Below are 23,408 nucleotides of genomic sequence, written 5' to 3'. Positions count from 1 at the left end.
AAATGTGACAAAAAATATGCACTTCTTATTGATTATTCGGCACTAGAAAAATCTAAAGGACGATAAATAATTTCTTTAGTGACACTTATCGTTAATTCCAATAGCTGATGGGGAACAGAAATTATTTGCGCTTGTTCTCCGGTAACCGACAAGATTAATTGTTCAAAATGATTCATTCCATAATTTGCGGCGGCAATTACATAGCCATCTCCATTTGTCGTGATAATCAGATCTGCTGGTGTCAATAGAGTCCATCCGTAGGGTAAAGAATAGCTGATTAGTTCCTTAGATTGTTTTGTCATCCTCCAACGCTCCTTTTCTTTCACTATAACAAATCATTTCTGAGAGTGAAAGCTTCATTTTCCCTAAAAAAGCTTGGTGATTACCTAATAAAGTTCATGAGAGATTACGTAAGTCAGTAGGTCACAGAATAATAACTCAAGAAGAGAGGGAAACAGTTAAAGTATTTGATAAGCTAAGTTAATCCATCCATCCCTACCTATGAGAAATTCTGATAAGCTAATGGGATTTCAAGTGAAAGCCCCCCTAGTCAGCAAGGAAAGTTGAGCGAAATATGAATTACTGATATAATAAAATAAAAATATCGCAAAAGAAATAGGTGAAAACAAATGAAATTTAGACCTAGTGAAATAGAGCATCCCATAAAAATGTACATCCGCAGAGATTTAGGAATAACTGTTGAACAATTCGGCAAGATAGCGGGTATCCCTCAATCAACCTTGGCGACCTGGATTAAGCGAGAACGTCGGGTTGAGAAATTGCCAATTGATTTTTATAGCTCACTTGCAACGGTTAGTGAGAAGAAAATCGAGGAAGTATTTCAAGAATTAGTAAAGTGGCAGCAAAGCTATGATCGTTACAAGCAGGAACGTTTGCAATTGATCGAAAATGAAAAGCCACTATTTGCTTTGGCGGCAGAAGAGGGAGCAACAATCTATCGCATTTACCGTGGACGTAAGGAAGAGACACTTTTATTGGAACAAGCTAAAGCACTGCGAAAAGCAGTTGATAAGCTGGATGGAGAATCTTTTATTCAAGCGATGATTGAAATTTATGGCAAGGTAGCACAACCAATGCCAACCTGGCTAGCACAGACTTTCAGCAACAAAGCTCAAATAAAAGAAGTTGGCCAAGCTTTTTATAATGAGCTGCTGATCAAAGGCTAATCGTATCTTTTGGCTAGTGTCGCCCGTTGTATTACACTAGCCAAAAGGAGACGATGAATATGAAAGAGCGCGTAGTACTATTTAGTGACGCGATTATTGCAATTATTTTAACGATTATGGTTTTAGAGCTGCCCATTAAATATGCAGCAAATGGTGCACTTAATTACGCTTCTTTATTCCGGGCAATTGGGATTTATTTTATCAGTTTTTGTTTTGTAGCGAGTGTCTGGTTTCAGATGGCATACGCGTTTAATGCTATTGAAAAAGTAAAAAACAAAATTTTTAGTCGTTTATATGCTGCTGTTATTTTTGCTATCATTGGTGCCCTCTTCTACACGTTTATTAATAGAAGACACTACTCAAGAAACGCTATTGATTTATGGTATATTAACTTTGATTGTTACGTTTACGGTAAGAAGAATGGTAGTTTCTTTAACTAAACAAGCTATTCAAGATTCTGAGTCACAAAAACGGCGAGTGGATGAATTAAATCGTCAAGATATGTTCAGCTTGATTTCTCGATTGGTATTACTTGTAATCGGATGGTATTTAGTTGAACCAGTACTGATTATTTATTTAATATTGCCGATCTTAGCGTTCATGCAAAATGTGGCCGACCGTGAGGAAGATAATTTTGTAGAGACACTCACTCCAGAGCAGCGGTCAATGTATTTTGAAGATCGTGGTGGTGACCTGCGAACAGCTGCCAAAAGGTATTCTCAATTACTGCGAGAGTCTCTAAAGGATGGGGATAACAAAAATCGTTGGTCCGCTTTGATGGATGAGTGGGATAAACGGGTAAATCAGGAACTTTCGACAAAGGAACAGCAGCTTAATCAAGTAACGGATGCTAAAGAAAAGGCGAAACTGACATTTGAAGTAGCTCAGTTGAAAAAGCAGCAGCAATCAATTGGCATGCAACGGCAACGATATCAACAACGAACTGCTCGAGTAAGAAATCAACAAAAATAATTTCTCAAGCATATACAAACATCTTTTTCACTTGAAAGAACAAGAAAATCTTTCAAATGTTTCGATTCAAATGAACGGGAAATAAATAAACTGGACAGCAAGAGATCGTGGTTGGGTGAATGATCTCTTGCTTTTTTCGTTCGCAAAAAATGCTTATAAATTTCAAGTATTAATAAGAGACAAAGCGTCAGTTCGGTGGTATGATAATTTGCAAATAAGTAGTGACGATTCGTCACTGCTGGAGTTCAGTTATTCTGATTAATTCCAATTACAGATGATTTACCAATAGAATAATCTACTAGAAAGGACTTGTTAACATTGAAAAAATCTACTTTTGCATTAATAATTTTTATCACTGGTGTGTTTATGTCAGCCTTAGACAACGGAATTATCTCCAGTGCACTGTCTACGATTAACTACTCCTTTAATGTAAGTGAAGTGCAAGGAACATGGGGAATTACTCTTTATACATTAGGAATGGCCATTTCAACCCCCATAGTCGGGAAATTAGCTGACAAATTTGGTCGTCGCAAGCTTTTCCTGATTGAAATTAGTATTTTTGCTTTGGGTTCGTTGCTGGTTGCTCTGAGTCCTTACTTTATCTTTTTCTTAGGAGCACGTTTGATACAATCAATTGGCGGTGGAGGAATTTTTATTATTGCCTCTAGTCATGTGCTCTCCACTTATCCAAAGGAAAAACAAGGTGGACTGCTGGGAATTCTGGGAGCAATAAATGGAGTTGCCTCAGTCGTGGGCCCCAACTTGGGAAGTGTAATTTTGAATGCTACAGGTCATTGGAGTTGGCTGTTCCTTATAAATTTGCCCATTGCGGTATTTGTGTTAATCTGCGGATTTCTTGTAATTCCTGAAACCAAAGCAACTGCGATTAACAGGCTTGATTATAAGGGATTGGTACTATTGACTTTAGGAATTTTAAGCTTTATGTTGGCAATCACTAATTTACAAAGTGGTTCATTGATCAGTAGCTTATTGCAGCCGCAAGTATGGGGTGTGTTCTTACTTGGTTTATTCCTTTTTGCTATGTTTATTCAAATTGAAAAGAGCGTCAAGGAAGGTGTCGATCCATTCTTACCTTATCAACTACTTAGGAGTCGTGGGTTTGTATTAACTTTGTTTATGGGATTGTTGTCAGGAACCTTAATTGCCGTGTTTGTTTTTATCCCAAGTTTTGTGGAGCAGCGTTATGGTATATCTGCTAATAATAGTGGTGTCTGGATGAGTGGCATAGGATTGGGGTCTATTGTTGGTGCAGGTGCAGGTGGTGCTTTGGTATCAAAACAAGGGGCAACCAAGACAATTATCCTTTCTGGATTGCTGTCTGCTTTTGGTTTTGCTTTAGTGGCTTTTCTTAGCCCTTCTATTTGGTGGTTTGTTGGGTCGTCCACAATCGCTGGCATCGGGTTTGGAATGTTGATGGGGGCACCGTTCTCCGTTCTAATGTCAGAAATCGCTAGTGAGAAAGACAGTGGTGTCGCTCTAGGGACATTATCTGTTTCTCGTCAGATTGGCTTGACCTTGGCACCAACGATTTATGCTACATTAGTCCTGCAAGGTTTTAGTGGAATCGATCTTGGAAAGGCTACTTCTGTGGAGCAAGCCTATCGAAAACTGCAAGAAATGAGTGCTGGGATTGAGAAGAATAATTTGCTAAATGCTTTTCATGTAGCCGCCGCCGATGCTTACCAACAAATGTTTCTATTTGCTGTGGCTGCCTCTGTTTTGATATTCTTAGGTGGCAGCTACCTAAAAAAGAAGAAGTTTTAATAGGAAAGTAAAAAGACAATCAGCATAAATCGATCATTTGTCGATCTATTGCTGATTGTCTTTTTTTTTTAAGAAATTTGCCGCCTGGATTAAAAAAGGGTTAAAAAGCCTACTAGTTTCTTAACGACTTTTTTACTCATAGTCATTTTTCTACTATTATAAGTGTTTTTTTATAGCTCTGCGCGAATCGTTCCCGACAATTTAGACAACTCTTCGGTTGTTCGGCTGGTGTGTCGTGCAATATCTGCTACACGCAAAAAACTGTTTTTGTACATAGCAACTTCGCGCAGCTTTTTATATTTTTCTTCGACCTCATTGTATGTGACCGGTTTTCGATCGGTTTGCTCTACGGTTTCAGAACCGTTTACATAATGTAGACCTAAAAAAGACAACGCATCATTGACACCGTCTAAGAAAGCCTCGTACTCTTCTTGACGAATTTTCCCGTCAGCTAAGCGTTTCTTTTGTTTTTCAATAAAAAGTTCTACCACTGTTTCCATTCTACTACCCCCAATTGTTTGAAGAAAGAACAAACTCTTTTCCTATTTATTGTACTATGAAAAATCAGTTTTGTGTCAGCAAAAAAGTAAAAAGAAGAGGAAAATCCCACAAAAAGATCAATCGTTATAATAAAACCAAAAAATTCTGAGAATCCCTATAATTTCCGGTTTCTTTTATGGTAAAATGATTAAAATGCAAAGGAGTGAAAAACTTGGAAAACATTGAAAAGCATCTCAGAAAAGCTAAAACTTGGAATATGGTGCTTCTAGTACTTGGGTTAATTTCTTTAATTATTACTTTATTCGGTTTGCCAGAAACGTTGAATCCTACGAAAAAAACTTATGATGCTTTGGGTTCCTATGGTGCTCAAATGTATGAATACTTAAATGGTCCTATGGCCAAAGCGATTGCAATTATTGGCTTGCTGATTTCCATCGGGTTGCTTGTCTGCTACTTTATGGCGAATAAGAAATTGAAAGAAGGAAAGTCTCCTTCGAAAATTCCCTACTATGCTAAGCTTGCTTGGACAGTTATCTCTTTGATAATTGGTTTTATTGCTGTACCAAGTGGCGAATATATGGGAGTGGATATGTCAAGATTTACTCAAATTTCATCAATTGTCAGCAGTATTATCATTTCAATTCCAGTCATATTAGTAATCGTTCATCTTTTTAAAGCTGAACCTGAGGAGTAAACTATGAAAAAGAAAAAAATGACTAAAAAGAAAAAAGTACGTTTAAGTATCATTGCTGGTGTGTTAGCGATTGTTTTATTAGTTGGTGCGTATGTATTTTCACAAAATCGTACATCTAGTGCAGAACAAACCAGCGACTACCAAACAGTTACCTTAAAAAAGGCTGAGGATCTAACTTTTAACGGGGCTGTTACAGCCTCTGATACTCAAGATTACAATCTAGATTCGACATTAGGAAAAATTACCCAGATTCATGTGACTGACGGTCAGCAGGTGGACGCTGGAACTGTTTTATTGAGCTATGAGAGTCCAGAGTATCAATCGCAGGTTGATGAACAGAATAATAGTATGAGTAAACTGAACTTAGCTTTGACTAATGCACAAGAAAGCTTAGCAGCAGCTCAAGCTAAACAAGCAAAAGCAAATCAACAGTTAAATGATGCGATTACAAACTACAATAATACGAATGAAAACAGCAGTGAAGAGGCTGCTATGAAAAAAGAGCAGTACAAAGGGGAAATTACTCAGTATGAGAGTTCTCTAGAGGCTGCCAACGATGTTGTACTTCAATCGCAGCAGTTAGTGGAATCATCACAAGTTGATTTGCAGTCAGGGAATCAATCAATTTCTAATTTACAAAACAAAGCACATACTACTGTGAACAGCACAACTGGTGGTGTTGCTTATGTGAATGAAAAAGGAAAAACTGATCCAAGTGTTGCGGTTGTTCAAATTGTCAGCTCAGATGTGACAATTGAAGGCAAAGCTTCTGAATATGATTTTCAGCGTTTGCAAAAAGACCAACGTGTGACAGTTAAGCCGGTAACCTCAGATGAAGAAATCCAAGGAACAATTACCAACGTTAATCAATTGCCGGAAGCGGCCGCGCCTGCTGCGAATGGTTCACAAGGCTCAGCTGCCAGTGCGAACTCAGTTTCAGTAGCTAATTATGATTTCTCTGTAAAACCAGATAGACCAATTCAATACGGCTACAACGTTCAAATTACTTTACCTTTGGATGAAGTTCGTTTGCCAAGTAATGGGGTTGTAGAAAAAGACGGGAAGCAGTATGTTTTCGTAGCCAAAAACGGCAAAGTTAAGAAAACAGAAGTACAAACGGAAGAACGCAACGGTTTCTTAGTCGTTAAAGCAGGTGTGAAAGCAAAAGATCAGATTGTTTCCAATCCTGATGACGAGTTAAAGGATGGTCAGGAATTGGCGGTGAATTAAATGATCGAGTTGAAAAACATTAATAAATACTACCGATCAGAAGAAGAAACACTGCATGTACTAAAGGATATTAATCTTTTTGCAGATGCTGGAGAAATGATTGCGGTTATGGGCCCTTCTGGTTCAGGGAAATCAACCTTGATTAATACCTTGGGTTTTATTGATACCAAATTTGATGGGGAGTATTTGTTTGAAGGGGAAAACTTAGTGACCTCTTCCGATGATCGCTTGTCTAAAGTTCGTAACGAAATCGTAGGCTTTGTCTTTCAGAATTTTAGCCTGATTGAAAACAATACTGTTTATGAAAATGTTGAACTGCCGCTACTGTACAGTGGTTTAGGTTTCCATCAAACCAAAGAGAGAGTAATGACTGCCTTAGAAAAGGTTGGTCTGGCAGATAAAGCAGAGAAACATCCCAAACAGTTGTCTGGTGGTCAACAGCAGCGGGTAGCGATTGCTCGGGCATTGATTAATCAGCCAAAGTTTTTAATTGCTGACGAACCGACAGGAGCATTGGATACTCATACTTCACAAGAAATTATGGAGCTCTTCCAAGAACTAAATCGTGATGAAGGGGCAACAATTTTCATGGTTACCCATGATCCAGAAGTTGTTCCCTATTGTACCCGTTTAGTTTCGATTCGTGATGGTGCGATTATCGAAGACAAGGCGGTGGTCAGCGAATGAAGTTATACGTAAACTGGCGTTCCTCTTTAGGATCCATTTTTAAAAACAAAAAACGCAGCTTCTTGACTATGTTCGGGATTATCATTGGAATCGCGGCGGTTATTGCGATCCTATCCATTGGTAAGGCGTATGAAAAGCAAATGATCAGTGCTTTATCTGCTGGTGATTCTGATCGTTTGGAAGTGAATTTGCAATTTACACCAGATGATTATAACTTATACAATTCGAATATGGATTTAATTCCTAAAACAGATTTTACTGCTTTGGAAGAAATTCCTGGAGTGGAATCAATTGAGTATCCTCTACCGGATTACACCTCTGATATGTATTATTTTTCGCAAACTTTATCAGTTCGCGGAAAAACCAAAGATTATCGTCTAGGTATAAAAGATACGGAGGGTACCGAAGCGGTCGTTGGCCGTGGACTAACAGCCTACGACAATGAGACCATCGAAAAAATTGTAACCATTGATGAAGGATTAGCAGAAGAGCTTTACGGCGGAAGTGAACAGGCTATAGGTCGTGGGATTACGATGGACAAGGGGGCTGTAATGACTATTGTCGGAGTTTACCCACGAGTGGAAGGCGACACTATGTTTTCAAATGGCGCAGCCGCTATCGAAATTCCGTTAGAGACCTACAAACAGGTTTTTGGTAATTCTGAAGATACCAGCTCGATTACCTTGGTTTTATCATCAGGTGCGCAAATGAATAAAGTTGCGGACAAAGCCATTAAGACTTTGGAAGAAAAAGGAATGATGCGGGATTTAGGCAAGTATTCGGTTTCTAACATGGCTATGATGACGGATGAAATCAGCAATATGATGAGTACTATCACCGTCTTCATTAGTTCAGTTGCGGGTATTTCACTCTTCATTGCTGGAGTCGGAGTTATGAATATGATGTATATCTCGGTTTCAGAACGAACTAAGGAAATCGGGATTCGTCGGGCACTTGGGGCAACTCGTGGTGCTATTCGGACGCAGTTCTTGCTAGAAGGTATGACCTTAACCCTAGTCGGTGGGATTATCGGTTACATCGTTGGAATGATCTTAGCGTATGCTCTGGGCTCAACTATGGGACTGGAGGTAACGATCGATCTGTTTACCGTTATTCTAGCGGTTGGTGTTTCCAGTGGTATTGGGCTAGTATTCTCGGTGATGCCGGCTTCTGAGGCCGCTCGAAAAGACCTAATTGATATATTACGCTAAATCAAAAAGTTCAACTGTCAAAGTTAAATTGACAGTTGGACTTTTTTTGTGAATAATAGAATGATAATAAAAAAATAATGAAGGACTGTGAGGGTTTGCTATGGAAAAAGCCAAACAGCATCAATTGTTAAAATTGATCGAAAAAGACTGTCGATTAACAACACAAGAGTATGCCATTATGCTAGGAGAAGAAGAAAGCATTATAGCAGCGGAAATCAATCGATTAGAAGAGACCAAAGTAATTGCCGGCTACCGTGCATTGGTTGACTGGGACAAAGTTGAAGATGATTGGATCGAAGCGTTGGTTGAGATCAGCACTTTGCCACAAGGCGAGGACGGCTATAAAAAAGTTGGCGATACCATCAGAAAATTTCCTGAAGTAGAATCCTTGTACTTTATTAGCGGTGGATTTGATTTTATTGTTTTGGTTCAAGGGCGCAATATCAAAGAAATCTCCAAGTTTATATCAAGTAATTTAGCACCGATCCCAGAAGTTACCGGGACTAGAACCCACTTCTTGTTGGATAAGTTCAAACAATGGGGAATTGATCTGGAGGATGATAGTATCGATCACCGGATTATGGTGTCACCATGAGAAATTTCTTAGCTAAACAAATGGAGGATATCCAGCCTTCAGGCATTCGGAAATTTTTCGATATTGTGTCTGAACAGCCGGATGCGATTTCTTTAGGGGTTGGAGAGCCCGATTTTGATACGCCTCGTCATATGACGGAAGAAGGGATTCGTTCGTTACGGGAAGGACGGACTTTTTATACAGCCAATGCAGGTTTAATGTCTTTACGGGAAAGAATTAGTGAGTATTTGGCTGAACGGGTAGGGGTAAAATACCGACCAGATTCGGAGATTATCGTGACAGTTGGCGGAAGTGAAGCAATTGATTTGGCGTTGCGGGTTTTTATTGATCCGGGCGACGAAGTAATAATTCCTCAACCTTGCTTTGTTTGTTATGAGCCAATCACCCAGATGGTTCATGGGAAGGCAATAACGATTGATTTACAAGCTGAAAATGAATTTAAGCTAACTCCAGAGCAGTTGGAGGCGGTCATTACAGAAAAGAGTAAAATTCTGATTTTGTCATACCCTAATAACCCAACTGGAGCAGTGATGGATCGTGAATCCTTGATTAAGATTGCTGATGTAGTGAAAAAGCATGATTTGTTAGTCCTTTCAGATGAAATCTATGCGGAATTATTGTATGACGAAGAATTCGTCAGCATTGCTTCATTGCCAGATATGCGAGAACGGACGATTGTAGTTAATGGATTTTCCAAAGGTTTTGCCATGACTGGATGGCGCTTAGGGTTCGTAGCTGGACCAGAAATGTTTATCCAGCAAATGCTAAAAGTGCACCAATACATCATTATGGCAGCTCCAACGGCTAGCCAATATGCGGCATTGGAAGGTTTGAAGGATTGGCATGATATTGTGGAAACAATGCGTATTTCTTATGAGGAACGTCGCAACTTTCTGCATTATGAGCTGACCAGAATCGGTTTGCCATGCTATCGGGCAAAGGGTGCTTTCTATTTATTCCCGCAGGTTGATCAATTTGGTATCAGCAGCGAAGAATTTGCTTTGCGTCTATTAGATGAAGAGAAGCTGGCGGTTGTTCCTGGATCGGCCTTTGGTGCGAGTGGCGAAGGATTTTTACGTCTGTCTTATGCTTATTCAATTGATGAGTTGAAAGAAGCGATTAAACGTCTGGAAAACTTTGTGACAAAATTGAAGACGAAATAATAGAAGCCTGATTTTTTCACAACTGAGTGAGAAGATCAGGTTTTTTCTGTAAATTTCTAAAACTTCCATATAGATTTGACGATTGTTGGATAATCTGTCAAAATTAGATGTTATAATGTGGACAATTGGAATTTTTACTTTAAGCAGCTCTTAAAAGCTGAATAGCTTTGCAATGAGTTTTCATTGTGTGAAAAAAGTAGAATCTTCGTTTAAAGATATTCTGACGAAAACTTCCGGAGTCGAATGATAAAAACCATTGATCTGTGATCCTAAGATTGCTTGGAGGGTGCTTTGTGATGGGATTGACAATTCTATTCTCTATAGCATTAGCGTTGTTATTTATTCATGAGATGGACGCTATTAGAAATAAAGAATGGTAAATGTTTATTGGATTAAGGATTTGTCTGATGAAACAGCCTATCGATTTTTTCTGATTTTGCATATTCTGTTGTATGTGATTGCTCTGTTTTTAGTAATAAACGGGTCAGGGAAGATGGGATTCTATTTAGTGGATATGTTTCTGATTTTGCATACAATTATCCATTTCGAAGACATCCGAAGAATAAGCTGACAAATCGGCTATCCAAAGCAACAATCAATTCAGCAGGATGCAGTGCACTTATTCATTTAATTATGTTTAACCTAAGGTAAGATTTAATTTTTTAAAATGACTAACTTTTGAGGGACAAGGAGGAAACAGCTTGACCAAGAAAATGATCGGTTGGCTATTTCTAGGGATACTGGTTATCGGCTCAGTTTCATTTGCGGGTTATCGGATTTATCAGGACAGAGTAGTAGAGACACAAAACGAACGAAAAGAAGCCTTCAATCAGAAATTGAAGAATCTTTACAGTGATCAGGAGTCCGGCTACTTTGCCAAAGAGTTGAATGAAGATCAGTTTGATCAATTGGCGAATGAAGTCAATGGTGCCGGTGAGGCGAAAACGGTCGAGGCTATCAAGCAGGCAAAGGAAAACTTTTCGATTCAGCAGCAAATGAATCAATTATTTGAATCGAATGTATTAAATGGGATGGAGCTACTGGCTCATCCAGTACTGAAATCGCCAGATAGTGAGAACAAGATTCCTGATTTAGAGTCGAAGCTGCAGGAAAGTGATGCGAAAGATATCAGCTGGGGACAGGATATTCAAATGATCTTGTCGATTGCCAAAGAGCAAGCAGAAAAATACAAAGCAGCGGATGATTCGGTGACAACTTTAACTAGCAGTAAAAGCATATCTTTATCGGATTATTTAGGAACTGTGCAAGCAGTGGCTTTATTGCCAGAAGGGGATTATAAAAAAGATCTCTTAACTAAATTGGAACCGATACGTACCAAACTTAGCGACTCTAATGACCAGTTTGCTGCTAAAATGCAGCAGGATGAAAGCGCGATTGCTTCAGCAGCAGCCAGCTATCGCCAGCGTCAAGCTAAGGTTTTAGAAGATAAAAACAAGGAACTGCAAAAGATTCAAAAAGAAGTGGCCGAGAAGCAGAAAACCTATGACTCATATGCTCGGATTAGTCAATCACGAGCGGACAGTATCAGTCGTTCTAAAGCGGCAGAAGAATCTACAACCGAATCCAGCTCTTCAACCAGTGGATCAAGTTCCAGTTCGACCACTCAGCCAAGCTCAAGTGCAGCTAATTAAATTATCAGAGCAGCCGTTTCTCAAATAAGAGGAGCGGCTTTTTTTCGAGAGTATCATCGTTGATTCGGTTTTTCAGATTTTAATTGAGTGCCAACCAATAGCATCGGCGTTTAAATGCGGAGATTCGTTCAAGATGCCCCACTGATATTATTAAAATTACCTTCCTTGTGAAAAGGAATGTTAGGAGCAGTAAGAAGTTTAATAAGTAGTCAAAAAACGTTGTCTAGTTTAAAAACTGGACAACGCTTTTTGCTATAATAAAGTAAAAAAGGTCAGGGGGATAAAAGTATGCAAATTCGGTTAGCCACGTCAGAAGACGTTCAATTCTTGGATGAAAATGATCCGCATATTGAGAAGCAGGAATTGTTGAACAGTATTCACCTAAATCGTGTCTATATAATAGAAGAAAAACGTCAAAAAATTGGTTGGCTGCGCTACAATTATTTTTGGGACAGCATCCCATTTATGACAATGCTTTACTTTTTTGAAGAGTATCGTGGACAAGGCCATGGTCGTCAAGCTATTGAATTTTGGGAGTCGAAAATGCGTGAGTTTGATTATAAACGAGTCATGACCTCTACGGTATCGACGGAGTTTGCCCAGCATTTTTATCATAAGCTAGGCTATGTTCCGATTGGCGGGTTCACGCCTTTAGGAGAGCCTTACGAAATTATGTTAGAAAAAGTTTTTGGATAAATATGAGTCGTTCTTTCAGACGAGAGAACGGCTTTTTTAGTTAGCCTGCAATTGGTTTTCGCATAATTCACACAAACACTTTTCTATATTATCCAAATCCTTTTGCGAAACTCGCGCTCGAACGATCAACTGTTTTTGCTGGGGAGAACACTGATTCTCATAAAATGGAACCGTACCGATTAGTAAATCCGCTTCTTCAGGGAATTCTACAAAATTGAGAGCGTAACGATTGCTGTAATAAAAATTGAGTTTGATTTCCAAATACTGTTTAAATGAATCACTAGTTTCAGAATAAATGTAAATGGCAATTTCTGGTAATAGTTTATCCATCGGCATAATAGAGATACAGATGGATAAGCTGAACATGCGAAACATATCTAATTCCGGATTGGACAATTGCCTCGACCATTCTGACCAAAAATTCTCAAAACGTTTTAAGTAAAGTGGATACATTTCAGTTAAATCTTCTAAGCCAACAAAAGCTTGGAGGTTTGTTAGAAATGAACCACTTAATGGAAAAAAATGCATAGTCATAGTTAATTGATTCAGTTTCTTGTAAATGAATTCTTCTTCTTTTGTAGAGAGTAAACGAAAGTGTTTCTGAAATAATTGAACCCAGTTTTGCAATGAATCGGTAGTTACCAACTGTTCACTTTTCAATGGCAATTGGAAATTTTTCGACAGAGAACAGTAGACAGCAGCTAGTAAAAAATTCCAATCTTCAGTCGACCAATGGGCTAAAAAAGCAGGCTGTTCAGGAAAATCTAACGTATTCATTATATTCAAATCTGCTTGAGAAAACTGCAGTTTTTTTCCTTTTGAAAGGGCTAACTGAGTAATAAATACCCAATAGGCGAAACGCTCAACCAGAGGTAAATCATCTGACACATCTAAGTAGTCCGCAATATCTAAAGCCAATTGGTAATCTGTCGCTAAATTTTGTATTCTTGGCACAGTAAAAAACTGCCGATGCATACTACGTAAAAAAATATAGTGAAATGCTCGTATTTTTGTCTCAGGTCCTTTTAAGCTTAATTGCTTAGCACAAGTAATCCGTATACCAAAATCACAAATTTCGAGATTAATATCCTTAACCTTCCGTTTTAGACTGGATTCACTTAGTCCTTGATTCATACAAAACATGATCGTCGACGTTTTTCGTTTCATTAAAAGTGTTTGAAGAATTTCATAAGCCAAATCTGACATATAAAGGTGATCATAAAATAGTTGCAGATTATCCGATGAACGCATCAAATTAAGAGTCGTACCATGTTTCTCTTTTTGAATAACTATGGAGCAGGATTGATCTGGATACAGTTTTTCCATCAATTCTGCTAATTCTTTGCAAATTATCTGTAAAGTACCCACGCTGGAAGTTTGAACAATTTCTACTAATTCTTTATATGTAAGAGGCTGGCTTTGTTGATCTAATACATCAATAATTTTTCTTTTCAGTAACGTATTTTTATCCAAACCAAAAATATAAATCACCTCATTTTTTCTTGCTGAACTTTAATAATAATTATATTTTAAGAATATTTCAATTTAAATGCGTCGATTTAATATGTCTTGGTAAAAACTTAGAGAAATTGAAAGAAATGAAATCGCTGATTTTATCGCATAAAGAGTTGTATAAAATATAGAAAATGATGAAAAGGTCAATTTCAGAGTGTTAGCAGCTGTGAAATTGACCTTTTTTTGCACAAAAGTATGATTAGAATAATAAGTGCTTCATTAGTTTAAGATTATTATTTATGAGGTGATGTGCACAAAATCAAACTTTAACTACATAGTTATAACGAAACTCTCTTTTTTACGAAAAAAAGTTATAAAAAGAGATCCGTTATTTTGTTAGCCTATTAATGAAAGGGGGGAGAGCATGAGACGAAAAACGTGGCTGATTCTTTTGCTGGTTTGGCTGATGATACCAAATACAAGTGCGTTTGCAGCGATAAAGGGTACTAATACCTCTTCTTCAACAGATAAGACGATTTCTTCACTTAGTAAAGATCCTTTATCGACTATATCTACTAGTGAAGCAGCCGAAAGTTCTACTTCTACCACAGAACCAGAGAATTCGGAAATTGACAATGAGACTGTTGAATCCTCTACAGAGGAAGAGACTATAAGTGACAATGATGAAAGCAAGGAAGAAGCAACTGACCGAGCTGCCATACAAACCTTCGCAGCTGGTGAAGTGGCTGTCGGCGATTGGACAACCTTTGTGAATAGTATTAGAAATGAAACAGTAACTAAGATCATATTAACTGCTGATTTTACTAGTACGTCACTCAGCGATGGTCGTCTTTCTACTTATGTACGACGCAATAATCTTGAAATCGATGGTCAAGGACATCGAGTAGATTTCAGAGATTCTTCTATATGGCTAGGAACTCCAAGCAGCACTACAGGTTCTTTTCATATGCACGATATTGTATTGAACCAGCAATACGCTGGAGGTTATTCAGAGGATATTGTAGGAACAAGGTTAAATTATTCAGATGGTGGAAAATGGCGGTATCGGTTTGGAAATGTGACGACTGAGCCTGGCGTTCAAAGATTGGCACGAGCATCCTATGGTGAAGTGACTGTTTATGGAAATATGAATGTGAATACCCGAGCAGAAAATTTCTATTTAGGAAGTTTCATTATGGAGGACAACACGGTTTACACTGGAAACGTGAATTTCTATGATTTTTCTGTGTTCTGGTACAACGTAATAGCGAGCAGCACTTCAACTGGGGCTTCTAAAGAATATACAATCGGTAAAAATTGCCGAGTCAATATTACTCAAAGTCAAACCGGCGGAACCACTTATCCGGCAGTGTATCGATATTATCAACGTCTAACAGTTGGAGAAAATAGTGTGTTCAACGTGAACATGCCAGGGAATGCCGTGCGTTTTGATGAAGACGGCTCAGGAATGGTTATCAAACCAGGAGCTGTTGTGAACTTGACCAGCAAGCAGAACTCAGGATCAGTAGTCGCTTTTTCTAACAATAACACGTATTTAGAAGTGAATCCTGGAGCTTATTTTTATGTAATCGGTCGAAGTAGTCAACCTTTGATAAATATGTCATCCAATGGGATTGGCTCAGCATCTGTTCGTTGGCAAAACACTCGTATGATTTTAGATTCGCCTGCACAATACGATCTGCGTAATCTATACGATGGCAGACAAGCGGTTCAGGTGGCGATGGGCAACTATGGCGATAATTCCTTTAAGATAATCGACTCAGATGTTGATTTATGGAAGCTAAGCACACAGCCATTAGGTCCATCAGATGAAACTCATGCAAAAGTTGACAGTTTTGAAGTGAAGGGAAACGGGACTGCTCAGGTAGTCACTAGTACTGACACCGGACTTGCTGGATTTAAGCAAGGGAACTATCGTCGGATTTCAGGGATGAATCAGAATCCAACCATCGAATGGACACCAATTACAGATGCCGACAAAACATTACAGGCACGAGTAATCATCGGCATGGTTCCTGATAATAATGGTTCAAACAGTGCTGGGGAAATCAACTACATTCCGGTCTATGCTTCAAGTAAGCAGGCAACTGTTAACTTGACAGATTCGTATGGTAAATCTATTTCCAATTTGACTACCGACCAGAACGGCTATATTTCTTATCAAGCTGAAACCTTTCAAAAAGCAGGGAAAGAAGTATCCGGTATTGCTGAAAGAGGGCCTTGGATCACTGAATCGCCGATCGCTACAACGGTGATTGATGTTACACCACCGGAACCAGCGAAGATAAATGATGATACGAAGATTGAAAGCATCACGCCTGAAATTTCTGGTACAGGAGAACCTGACAGTATTGTTACTTTGACAGTCAATGGTCAAAAGACGAATAATCTTTCTAGCATAGTAAAAGCAGACGGCACTTGGACCCTGGATATTTCGAGTTTGAAATTGAAACAAAATGATGTTCTTCAAATCTTTTTGCAGGATCAAAGTGGTTCAGCTGACGGGATTGATAATCCCCCAAGCACAAACAATTCAATTGGGAATATTCAACCAGCAACTGATATGAAATATCGAGATGCCACATTCAAAGCCGCTTCGACTGTTACATTAGTTGGTTATCTATCCTTAAGAGCAGTACCAGAGCAATTCAATTTTGGATTAAATGGCATTTCGAATAAAACAGAAACCTATCATCCACAAGTCAGTGGTAAGTTGGAAATTTCTGATTCTCGGAGTGATGCTCATAAGCCTTGGCGAATAACCGTTAATCAATCGGAAGAAATCAAGTTGGGGTCAATTTCCTTAGTCGACTCGTTGTACTATACGTCTCAACTGGGTGAATTACCAATCAATGCCGGCAATCAAGTGATCGAAACAGGTGAATTTGCTGAAGATGGTATTCGAGACATTTCTGCAGATTGGCAATCAGATGGAGGATTCAAATTAGTCGTACCTCCCGAGAAGCAGCGTGTAGGCACATACTCCGGTAAATTATCTTGGAAATTAGAAGATGTTCCGGGAAATTAGGTGATGACAATGAAAAAAATAATTTTTACCTGTATTGCACTCTTCTTCTTGACTAGTATACCTGCTTACGGTGAAGTAAATTATGATTCCAATGGAAAAACGGGATTTTATGGCGTCTATGAGTACCCAGAGGATAAGGTACCCACAAAGGATGACTTACCTAAAACAGATACCAGTTCTAACGGTTCAGTTGGGGATGTTGAAAGTGGAATTCAAAGTGTTCTTCCATCGTACGAAGGAAAAGGTCATATTTTACCACGGACGGGTGATCGTTCTTCTCTCGTCACTACAATTGCAGGAATTGCCTTAATAGCATTCGTCGGGTTTAAACTAAAGCGAGGAGGGGATTTAACTGAAAAAAGCGGTCATTCTCCTCGTTGGTAGTCTATTTCTAGCAAACAGTCCGGCATTAGCAGAAGAATCCCAAACAACACTTGCCTACCAGGTAGATAGCAGCACAGTTGTTCGACCATTGGATCCTGTGGCACCTGACCCAACTAAGCCGATTATTCCAAAAGATCCTGTAGATCCTTCAGGTCCAGCGCCTGGAACTGGTGGAAGTCGCTCAATTGATTATGTATCAAGTTTTCAATTTGGTAAGCAAAGTATAACGACTACAGACCAAACCTATTATGCACAAGATTTGAATTATCAAACAGCAGACGGCACAGAAAAAGATGGACCGAATTTTGTTCAAGTATCTGATCTTAGCGGAACGGGCAGCGGATGGGTGTTAAGTGTGAAGCAGGATAAACAATTTCACACTACCAGCAACCAAGAACTAAAGAACGCCGAATTGACTTTTCTAAAAGGCCAGGTCGTTTCCAATGTTGATCAGACCTATGCACCACAAGCCGAGAAGGAAATTGTTTTCCAGTCTATCGGTGAGGAGAAAAATGTTGTTACAGCAAACGAAAATCAAGGAATCGGAACTTGGATTTATCGCTTTGGCCAAGCTCAAGGTGATCAGGCGATTCAACTAAAAGTACCAGGAAGTTCGGTTAAATATGCAAAAGAATACCGTACTTCTTTAACCTGGGCAATCAAAAATGTGCCTGGAAATGAATAGGAGGATAATTATGAAAAAGAAACAAATGATTACAACAGCTGCAGCGACCGTTTTAGCATTGACTGCTCTTGGTGGTGCAGCTACTACTTATGCAGCGGAAAGCAGTGAATATACATCTAACGGAGCAGTTAAGTTTATTCCCAATACCGATCCAACACCGCCAGTAAATCCGGTTGACCCAGATCCAGATAAGCCGGTGAAACCAGTCGATCCGACTGATCCAGATGGTCCAAACCCAGGAACAGATGGTCCATTGTCTATCGACTATGCATCATCATTAGATTTTGGTTTAAACAAAATTTCCAACAAGGACCAAACCTATTTTGCTCGCGCACAAGCATATGAAGGGGATACACCAGCATCTCCGAACTATGTTCAAATTTCTGATAATCGTGGGAATAATGGCGGTTGGGTATTAAAAGTGAAACAAAATGGTCAATTCAAAGCGGCAACTACCACCTTGAATGATACTTTAACTGGAGCAGTGATCACTTTAGACAAACCAACTGTTGCCAGCAATTCTACCGCAGTGGCACCAGTGGCTGAAAAACCAGTTACTTTAAATCCAAACGGTACAGAATCAGTTGTTCTATCAGCAGTAAAAAATGCTGGAGCAGGTACTTGGGCAAATCGTTGGGGTACAGTTGAAGCTGTTACTGAAAAGGATGCCGAAGGGAACGATGTTCAAGCAAACGTAACTAAAGACGTATCCTTATTTGTACCAGGAAGTACACCTAAAGATGCGGTAAATTACAAAACAACTTTAACTTGGAATCTATCTGATATCCCAGAAAACGCATAGAGGAGCGAGATTATGAAAAAAATTCAATACTTAACAATTGCGGCGCTAGCTTTAGCCGGTTTAGCTTTACCAGCAACTACTTTAGCAGCAGATGGTGGGGAATACACTTCCAATGGAGCTGTGACTTTTGAAGCAAACACAGATCCGACTAAACCAGTCGATCCTACAAACCCGGTTGATCCTATTAAACCAGTCGATCCAACTGATCCTACTGGCCCTAAACCAGGAACAAATGGTCCGTTATCAATTGACTATGCTTCAAGCCTAGATTTTGGTACCCAAAAAATTACTTCTACCGATGAGGTTTATAAAGCAAAAGCTCAAAAATACCTAGATAAAGCAGATGCCGAAAAGACAGGTCCAAACTTCGTTCAGGTTACCGATAATCGTGGGTTAGAATCCGGATGGGTTTTACAGGTGAAACAAAATGGTCAATTTAAAACCACAGAAAACCAAGAACTAACAGGTGCTGCAGTTACCTTTAAAAATGGGAATGTAGCAACCAATTCTACTTCTGAAAAACCTAGTGGACAAGCAACAATTAAATTGTCTCCCGAAAATGCTTCGACAAATGTGATGTCTGCGGCAAACGGTCAAGGTGCGGGAACCTATTTATTAGCATGGGGAACAGACGCAGCAACTGGAGCTGAAAGTATTGAATTATCTGTACCAGGCTCTACGACTAAGTATGCTAAACAGTATAAGACTACTTTTACTTGGACTTTAGCAGACATACCTGTAGAATAGAAAATCCAATAATAGTTAAGAAGGGATGTGAGTATTGCATCCCTTCCTTTGAATGAAAGGAAGCAATAATGAAAACTTTAAAAAAAATCGCTTTGTCTATTTTTTTACTAGCTGGAATAGGAACAATGATGAGTATTACAGGTGAGGCAGCTGAATTTAATTTTGCCGTTACGCCACAAATTCCTGATAATCAAATCGACAAATCCAAAACGTATTTCGATTTACAGCTGTCACCAGATCAAAAACAAGAGTTAACGGTCAATTTGCGCAACGATACTGACCAAGAGGTTGTTGTCGAAGCTCAAATTAATAGTGCCACCACTAACAGCAACGGTGTAGTGGAATATAGTGCTAATGAGATTGCCCCTGATTCGTCCTTGAAATTTGATTTAAAGGATTATGTAGAAGCACCAAAGGAGATAACCTTAGCCCCTCATTCTGAAACAGAATACAAACTAAACATACATATGCCAAACGAAGCATTTGACGGGATTATAGCTGGTGGAATTACATTCCAAGAGAAAAACGCAAAAGAAACCACAGCATCGAGTGATGATTCTTCTGGCTTGGCGATTAAGAATGAGTATTCTTATGTAGTTGCCTTATTGATGCGTCAAGAGAAAGAAAATGGCACACCGGATTTGAAATTATTGAAGGCTGGAGCAGAGCAAGTCAATGCACGGACCTTGATTTACGGAAATCTTCAAAATCCAATGCCTGTTTATTTGAATCAGTTAACAACGCATATGACAGTTGCTAAGCAAGGAAAAAACGAGGTAATCTACGAAAATACGCAAACTGGTATGCAAATGGCCCCAAATTCAAACTTTAATTTAGGCCTGCCTTTAAATGGTGAACGATTGAGCCCTGGTAAATATGTATTAAAAATTGATGCTTATGGACAGAAGGATGAGGCAGGAGAATTCACGTACACAGCCAGCAGTGGCGAAAAAGAAAACTATCGCTATAACTGGCAGTTGGAAAAAGAATTTGAAATCAAAGCTGACCAAGCCAGAAAACTAAATGATAAAGATGTGACTGTTAAGAAGGATTTCACTTGGCTATACATCTTAATTGGTATACTATTACTGTTGTTAATCATCGCAATTATCTGGTACAAAAAGAGACATGATAAAAAGTAAGTATTTCCTGATTATTATTTATTGGGCAGCGCTATTTCTGCTTGGCTTTCCGATGATAAAGCAAAGTATATTGAGTTACAAATTAACTAAAGTTTCCGACGTTCAAACTAAGGTAGTTGACCAGCCGTTAAATCAAGCCGAAGCTGTTCAACCGCCAAGCTTTTCGGAAATACTGGCTTTCCAAGGAACCGATCAGCCAGTTAGTGCCAAGCTGCTGATTCCTTCTGCTGATTTCGCAGTCCCGATTTATCCAGTTATTACCCAGGAATCGTTATTGGCTGGAGGGGGCATGCTATTTCCCGAAAGGACTCCAGCCAATGATAACATGGTACTACTAGGACATCACTTAGGAAATCAGCAATTATTATTTGGGCAACTGCTTTCTTTAAAAGAAAAGGATGATATATACCTCTATTTTGCGGAGGAAGTCTATCATTACCAAGTAACAGCTACTAAGATAATCAAAGAAACCAATCTTAGTGTGTTAGATGAAACCCATGAACCGCAATTAACGTTGATAACTTGTGATAAGCCGACTCAAACTGATCAGCGATTTGTTGTTACAGCAAGCTTAAAAGAACGCTCACAGGCAACTAAAGAGACACTTAAGATTGAGAAAAAGCTTGAAAAAGCAACAGTTCATAGAAATGAGCGGAATGTGTGGAGGGGAGTGGGTCTCTTCTTTAGTTTAGTTGTCCTGGGAACCCTGATCATTTTGAGGTTATCACGAGAGGAGGAAAGCCATTGAAAAAACGAGTAATTATTCATTCAGTTTCATTATGGATGGGGGCTTGTATTTTTCTATATTCCAATTATGCTTTAGCAGCAACTAGTATCTATGATCCGATGAATCCTAATGAAACCATTACACCTATTCCTAATGATAGCTCACAGGAAGTGCAGGAATCAACAGCTGAAATTGTTTATGAATCAACTGATTCATCAGAAGCAACAGAGACTAGTGAGTCTTCAGACATAGAATCATCGACTAAGACGACCAGTGAGGCACAAAGCGGTGAATCAACAAATAATTCTGACGAAAACGTAGAAAATAATGCGCCAAAAGAAAAAAAACAGCAGAAAAAAGCGGAAAAAAAGCAGCAATCCAACAAAATCTGGAATTTTATTCGCCATCCGCAAACATCTCTTATGTTGGACGATGACTTTTTCAGTAACTCACCTCTGAGTATGCCTGAGCCAGTTTCTGGTGGTGAGGCGAATGAAGACAACGAGTTTAGTCAAGTTGCCCTAAGCGCCTACTTGTTGTCAGGAGTGGCACTTTATGGAGAATCAGTGCCAGCCGGCGAGAAAAAGCTGAGTGATTACTTTGCTTGAACAATTTTTGGCAAAAGAGGAATGGCGGAAGTATCAAATTATTGGGTTATTAGAACGTAGTCCATTTTTTTCTGTCAGTAAACAAGAAATGATGGATCATTTAGAGGTTTCCGGTTACGTGCTAAAAGGGGTTGTCGAAGCTCTAATTTATGATTTGAAAAGATATCAGTTGGATCAGGCGATTCTGATTATCGATGAGGATCCATTTATTCATTTAAAAATTAGTGGGGAAGCTAGCTCGGGGTCTTTACTAGAAAACTATGTAAAGGATTCACTGAACTTTCATTTGTTATGCAGTGCCTATCTTCAAAAATATAACTCGGTCAATGACTTTTCGGTTAAGGAACTAATCAGCTATCCAATAGCTTACAAAGAATACAAGCGTTTGAACCGTTTCCTAAAAGAAAACGGTCTTCAAATCACTCGCAAATTTCAGCTGGTCGGTGAGAATGAACAAAACCTGCGATTGTTTATAACAGAATTATTCAGCCGCATTTTTAAGGATGAGTTGTCCTTATACACTGATATAGATACTTATTTGGTCAATCAGCAAATTGCTGTTGTACCACTAGAATCCTTTACTAGGTATCAACGGAATGATTTAATTCATTACAATTATGTAACGGATATTCGTATACGACAAGAACATTATTTAGATGAAACTAGTCTGCCCTTGTTAAATGAGGAAATACAAGATCAGTTGTGCTTCCCCTATTTCTTTTTACGGTTGCCAGTTTCTTTTGCGACAGTAGAGAAACAAGCTCTTGTCAATTATTATTTAACTCGCTCGGCTAGTCTAATTGAACAAGTGAGTGTTTGGGATGAGAAGGCGAAAGACTATAGCCAGCAATTAATTACGGCTTTGATTCAGGATTTTCCAGCTGTGGCAACTGATCATGAGAAGATGGCTGACTTTAACCTGCGTTTGGATTTCTTGCATTTGCAGCTTAAAGAATTGAGTTTGGGGTATGAATCTTTACAATCAGCGATCGACATCAGCTATTTTCAGCAAAACTATCCAGAAATATTAGCGTTTTGCCGACAGTACTTGAAATCGGTGGAAAACTCAGATTTGTATGACAAAAAGAAATTTGTGTTCTTTAATTATCTATTGTTGATTGTGACAATTTTCCCCAAAGAGACGCTTTTGCATACAGTGAAGATTTATACTGATTTTTATTACGGAGAACTGTACAACCAATTTATTGAGGGAAACTTGATTTTCTTTCAATCTGCAGGGGCGGTTACTACGAATCGTATGGAAGAAGCCGATATTTTGCTGACAGACAATCGAGCGTTAGGAGAATCTAGTGCGTGTGATTACGTGGTTTGGCTATCTCCGCCACGACCATTGGATTGGGCAAATTTGGGACAAAAGATTGTCCAGCAGCGTTCAAAAAAATATTTATCTGCAGATGAAAAGAGGGATTAGCCAT

25 protein-coding genes are annotated in these 23,408 nt (G+C 38.9%); 22 read left to right on the top strand and 3 right to left on the bottom strand.

The window, feature by feature from the left end:
* Window positions 1–32: 32 nt before the first annotated feature.
* Window positions 33–302 (bottom strand): hypothetical protein, encoded by a 270-nt coding sequence (locus tag IGI49_RS18980; RefSeq protein WP_429966004.1) that lies wholly within the window; start codon window positions 300–302, stop codon window positions 33–35.
* Between the two features lie 327 nt (window positions 303–629).
* On the opposite strand from IGI49_RS18980, the gene IGI49_RS18975 reads away from it, so the two are divergent.
* The 4 genes from IGI49_RS18975 to IGI49_RS18960 all read left to right on the top strand — a co-directional run bounded on the left by IGI49_RS18975 (window position 630) and on the right by IGI49_RS18960 (window position 3,944).
* The gene (locus IGI49_RS18975) at window positions 630–1,187 is read left to right on the top strand and encodes a hypothetical protein (RefSeq protein ID WP_429966005.1); all 558 of its coding nucleotides are present in this window, start codon (window positions 630–632) and stop codon (window positions 1,185–1,187) included.
* Between the two features lie 59 nt (window positions 1,188–1,246).
* Complete coding sequence (locus IGI49_RS18970; RefSeq protein ID WP_429966006.1) at window positions 1,247–1,627, top strand: TMEM175 family protein; 381 nt, start codon at window positions 1,247–1,249, stop codon at window positions 1,625–1,627.
* Complete coding sequence (locus IGI49_RS18965; RefSeq protein WP_429966007.1) at window positions 1,581–2,159, top strand: hypothetical protein; 579 nt, start codon at window positions 1,581–1,583, stop codon at window positions 2,157–2,159. Before IGI49_RS18970 ends, IGI49_RS18965 begins: the two co-directional genes overlap by 47 nt.
* 318 nt (window positions 2,160–2,477) lie before the next feature.
* Window positions 2,478–3,944, top strand: coding sequence for an MFS transporter (locus IGI49_RS18960; RefSeq protein ID WP_429966009.1), 1,467 nt, complete (start codon window positions 2,478–2,480; stop codon window positions 3,942–3,944).
* Between the two features lie 170 nt (window positions 3,945–4,114).
* Here the strand turns inward: IGI49_RS18960 and IGI49_RS18955 are convergent, their stop codons facing one another.
* On the bottom strand, window positions 4,115–4,444 hold the full coding sequence (locus IGI49_RS18955) for a hypothetical protein (RefSeq protein WP_207701670.1): 330 nt from the start codon (window positions 4,442–4,444) through the stop codon (window positions 4,115–4,117).
* 212 nt (window positions 4,445–4,656) lie between these two features.
* On the opposite strand from IGI49_RS18955, the gene IGI49_RS18950 reads away from it, so the two are divergent.
* From IGI49_RS18950 to IGI49_RS18910, 9 genes are all read left to right on the top strand, one after another.
* Window positions 4,657–5,139, top strand: a complete 483-nt coding sequence (locus IGI49_RS18950; RefSeq protein ID WP_429969600.1) for a hypothetical protein — start codon at window positions 4,657–4,659, stop codon at window positions 5,137–5,139.
* 3 nt (window positions 5,140–5,142) lie between these two features.
* Window positions 5,143–6,369: an efflux RND transporter periplasmic adaptor subunit gene (locus IGI49_RS18945; protein ID WP_429966011.1), complete on the top strand. Its 1,227-nt coding sequence runs from the start codon at window positions 5,143–5,145 to the stop codon at window positions 6,367–6,369.
* Window positions 6,370–7,056, top strand: coding sequence for an ABC transporter ATP-binding protein (locus IGI49_RS18940; RefSeq protein WP_429966012.1), 687 nt, complete (start codon window positions 6,370–6,372; stop codon window positions 7,054–7,056).
* Window positions 7,053–8,267, top strand: coding sequence for an ABC transporter permease (locus tag IGI49_RS18935; protein ID WP_429966013.1), 1,215 nt, complete (start codon window positions 7,053–7,055; stop codon window positions 8,265–8,267). The genes IGI49_RS18940 and IGI49_RS18935 overlap by 4 nt, the downstream gene beginning before the upstream one ends.
* 100 nt (window positions 8,268–8,367) lie before the next feature.
* Window positions 8,368–8,862: an Lrp/AsnC family transcriptional regulator gene (locus IGI49_RS18930; RefSeq protein WP_429966014.1), complete on the top strand. Its 495-nt coding sequence runs from the start codon at window positions 8,368–8,370 to the stop codon at window positions 8,860–8,862.
* On the top strand, window positions 8,859–10,025 hold the full coding sequence (locus IGI49_RS18925; protein ID WP_429966015.1) for an aminotransferase class I/II-fold pyridoxal phosphate-dependent enzyme: 1,167 nt from the start codon (window positions 8,859–8,861) through the stop codon (window positions 10,023–10,025). Before IGI49_RS18930 ends, IGI49_RS18925 begins: the two co-directional genes overlap by 4 nt.
* A gap of 296 nt (window positions 10,026–10,321) precedes the next feature.
* Window positions 10,322–10,405, top strand: a complete 84-nt coding sequence (locus tag IGI49_RS18920; protein WP_429966091.1) for a DUF6713 family protein — start codon at window positions 10,322–10,324, stop codon at window positions 10,403–10,405.
* Between the two features lie 321 nt (window positions 10,406–10,726).
* A complete protein-coding gene (locus tag IGI49_RS18915) occupies window positions 10,727–11,677 on the top strand; it encodes a hypothetical protein (protein ID WP_429966016.1) in 951 nt (316 codons plus the stop codon).
* A 288-nt stretch (window positions 11,678–11,965) separates the two neighbouring features.
* Window positions 11,966–12,373 carry a GNAT family N-acetyltransferase gene (locus tag IGI49_RS18910; protein WP_429966017.1) on the top strand — a complete coding sequence of 136 codons (408 nt, stop codon included), beginning with the start codon at window positions 11,966–11,968 and terminating at the stop codon, window positions 12,371–12,373.
* Window positions 12,374–12,409: 36 nt separating this feature from the next.
* Here the strand turns inward: IGI49_RS18910 and IGI49_RS18905 are convergent, their stop codons facing one another.
* Entirely contained in the window at window positions 12,410–13,864 is a 1,455-nt protein-coding gene (locus IGI49_RS18905; protein WP_429966018.1) for a helix-turn-helix domain-containing protein, read from the bottom strand.
* 388 nt (window positions 13,865–14,252) lie between these two features.
* Here IGI49_RS18905 and IGI49_RS18900 point away from each other — a divergent pair, with 388 nt between their 5' ends.
* From IGI49_RS18900 to IGI49_RS18860, 9 genes are all read left to right on the top strand, one after another.
* Window positions 14,253–16,877 (top strand): pectate lyase-like adhesive domain-containing protein, encoded by a 2,625-nt coding sequence (locus IGI49_RS18900; protein WP_429966019.1) that lies wholly within the window; start codon window positions 14,253–14,255, stop codon window positions 16,875–16,877.
* Between the two features lie 9 nt (window positions 16,878–16,886).
* Window positions 16,887–17,261 (top strand): LPXTG cell wall anchor domain-containing protein, encoded by a 375-nt coding sequence (locus tag IGI49_RS18895; RefSeq protein ID WP_429966020.1) that lies wholly within the window; start codon window positions 16,887–16,889, stop codon window positions 17,259–17,261.
* A complete protein-coding gene (locus tag IGI49_RS18890) occupies window positions 17,230–17,946 on the top strand; it encodes a WxL domain-containing protein (protein ID WP_429969608.1) in 717 nt (238 codons plus the stop codon). Before IGI49_RS18895 ends, IGI49_RS18890 begins: the two co-directional genes overlap by 32 nt.
* A 10-nt stretch (window positions 17,947–17,956) precedes the next feature.
* The gene (locus tag IGI49_RS18885; RefSeq protein ID WP_429966022.1) at window positions 17,957–18,748 is read left to right on the top strand and encodes a WxL domain-containing protein; all 792 of its coding nucleotides are present in this window, start codon (window positions 17,957–17,959) and stop codon (window positions 18,746–18,748) included.
* 12 nt (window positions 18,749–18,760) lie between these two features.
* Entirely contained in the window at window positions 18,761–19,495 is a 735-nt protein-coding gene (locus tag IGI49_RS18880; protein ID WP_429966023.1) for a WxL domain-containing protein, read from the top strand.
* Window positions 19,496–19,563: 68 nt separating this feature from the next.
* Window positions 19,564–20,637, top strand: a complete 1,074-nt coding sequence (locus IGI49_RS18875; protein ID WP_429966024.1) for a DUF916 and DUF3324 domain-containing protein — start codon at window positions 19,564–19,566, stop codon at window positions 20,635–20,637.
* Window positions 20,624–21,385 (top strand): class A sortase, encoded by a 762-nt coding sequence (locus IGI49_RS18870; RefSeq protein WP_429966025.1) that lies wholly within the window; start codon window positions 20,624–20,626, stop codon window positions 21,383–21,385. The genes IGI49_RS18875 and IGI49_RS18870 overlap by 14 nt, the downstream gene beginning before the upstream one ends.
* Window positions 21,382–21,972: a hypothetical protein gene (locus IGI49_RS18865; protein ID WP_429966026.1), complete on the top strand. Its 591-nt coding sequence runs from the start codon at window positions 21,382–21,384 to the stop codon at window positions 21,970–21,972. The genes IGI49_RS18870 and IGI49_RS18865 overlap by 4 nt, the downstream gene beginning before the upstream one ends.
* On the top strand, window positions 21,956–23,404 hold the full coding sequence (locus IGI49_RS18860) for a helix-turn-helix domain-containing protein (protein WP_429966027.1): 1,449 nt from the start codon (window positions 21,956–21,958) through the stop codon (window positions 23,402–23,404). Before IGI49_RS18865 ends, IGI49_RS18860 begins: the two co-directional genes overlap by 17 nt.
* Window positions 23,405–23,408 lie beyond the last annotated feature (4 nt).

This window comes from Enterococcus sp. AZ071 (assembly GCF_050499065.1).
Lineage (GTDB): Bacteria > Bacillota > Bacilli > Lactobacillales > Enterococcaceae > Enterococcus_A > Enterococcus_A ferrettii.
This window is presented reverse-complemented; position numbering and strand designations above follow the sequence as displayed.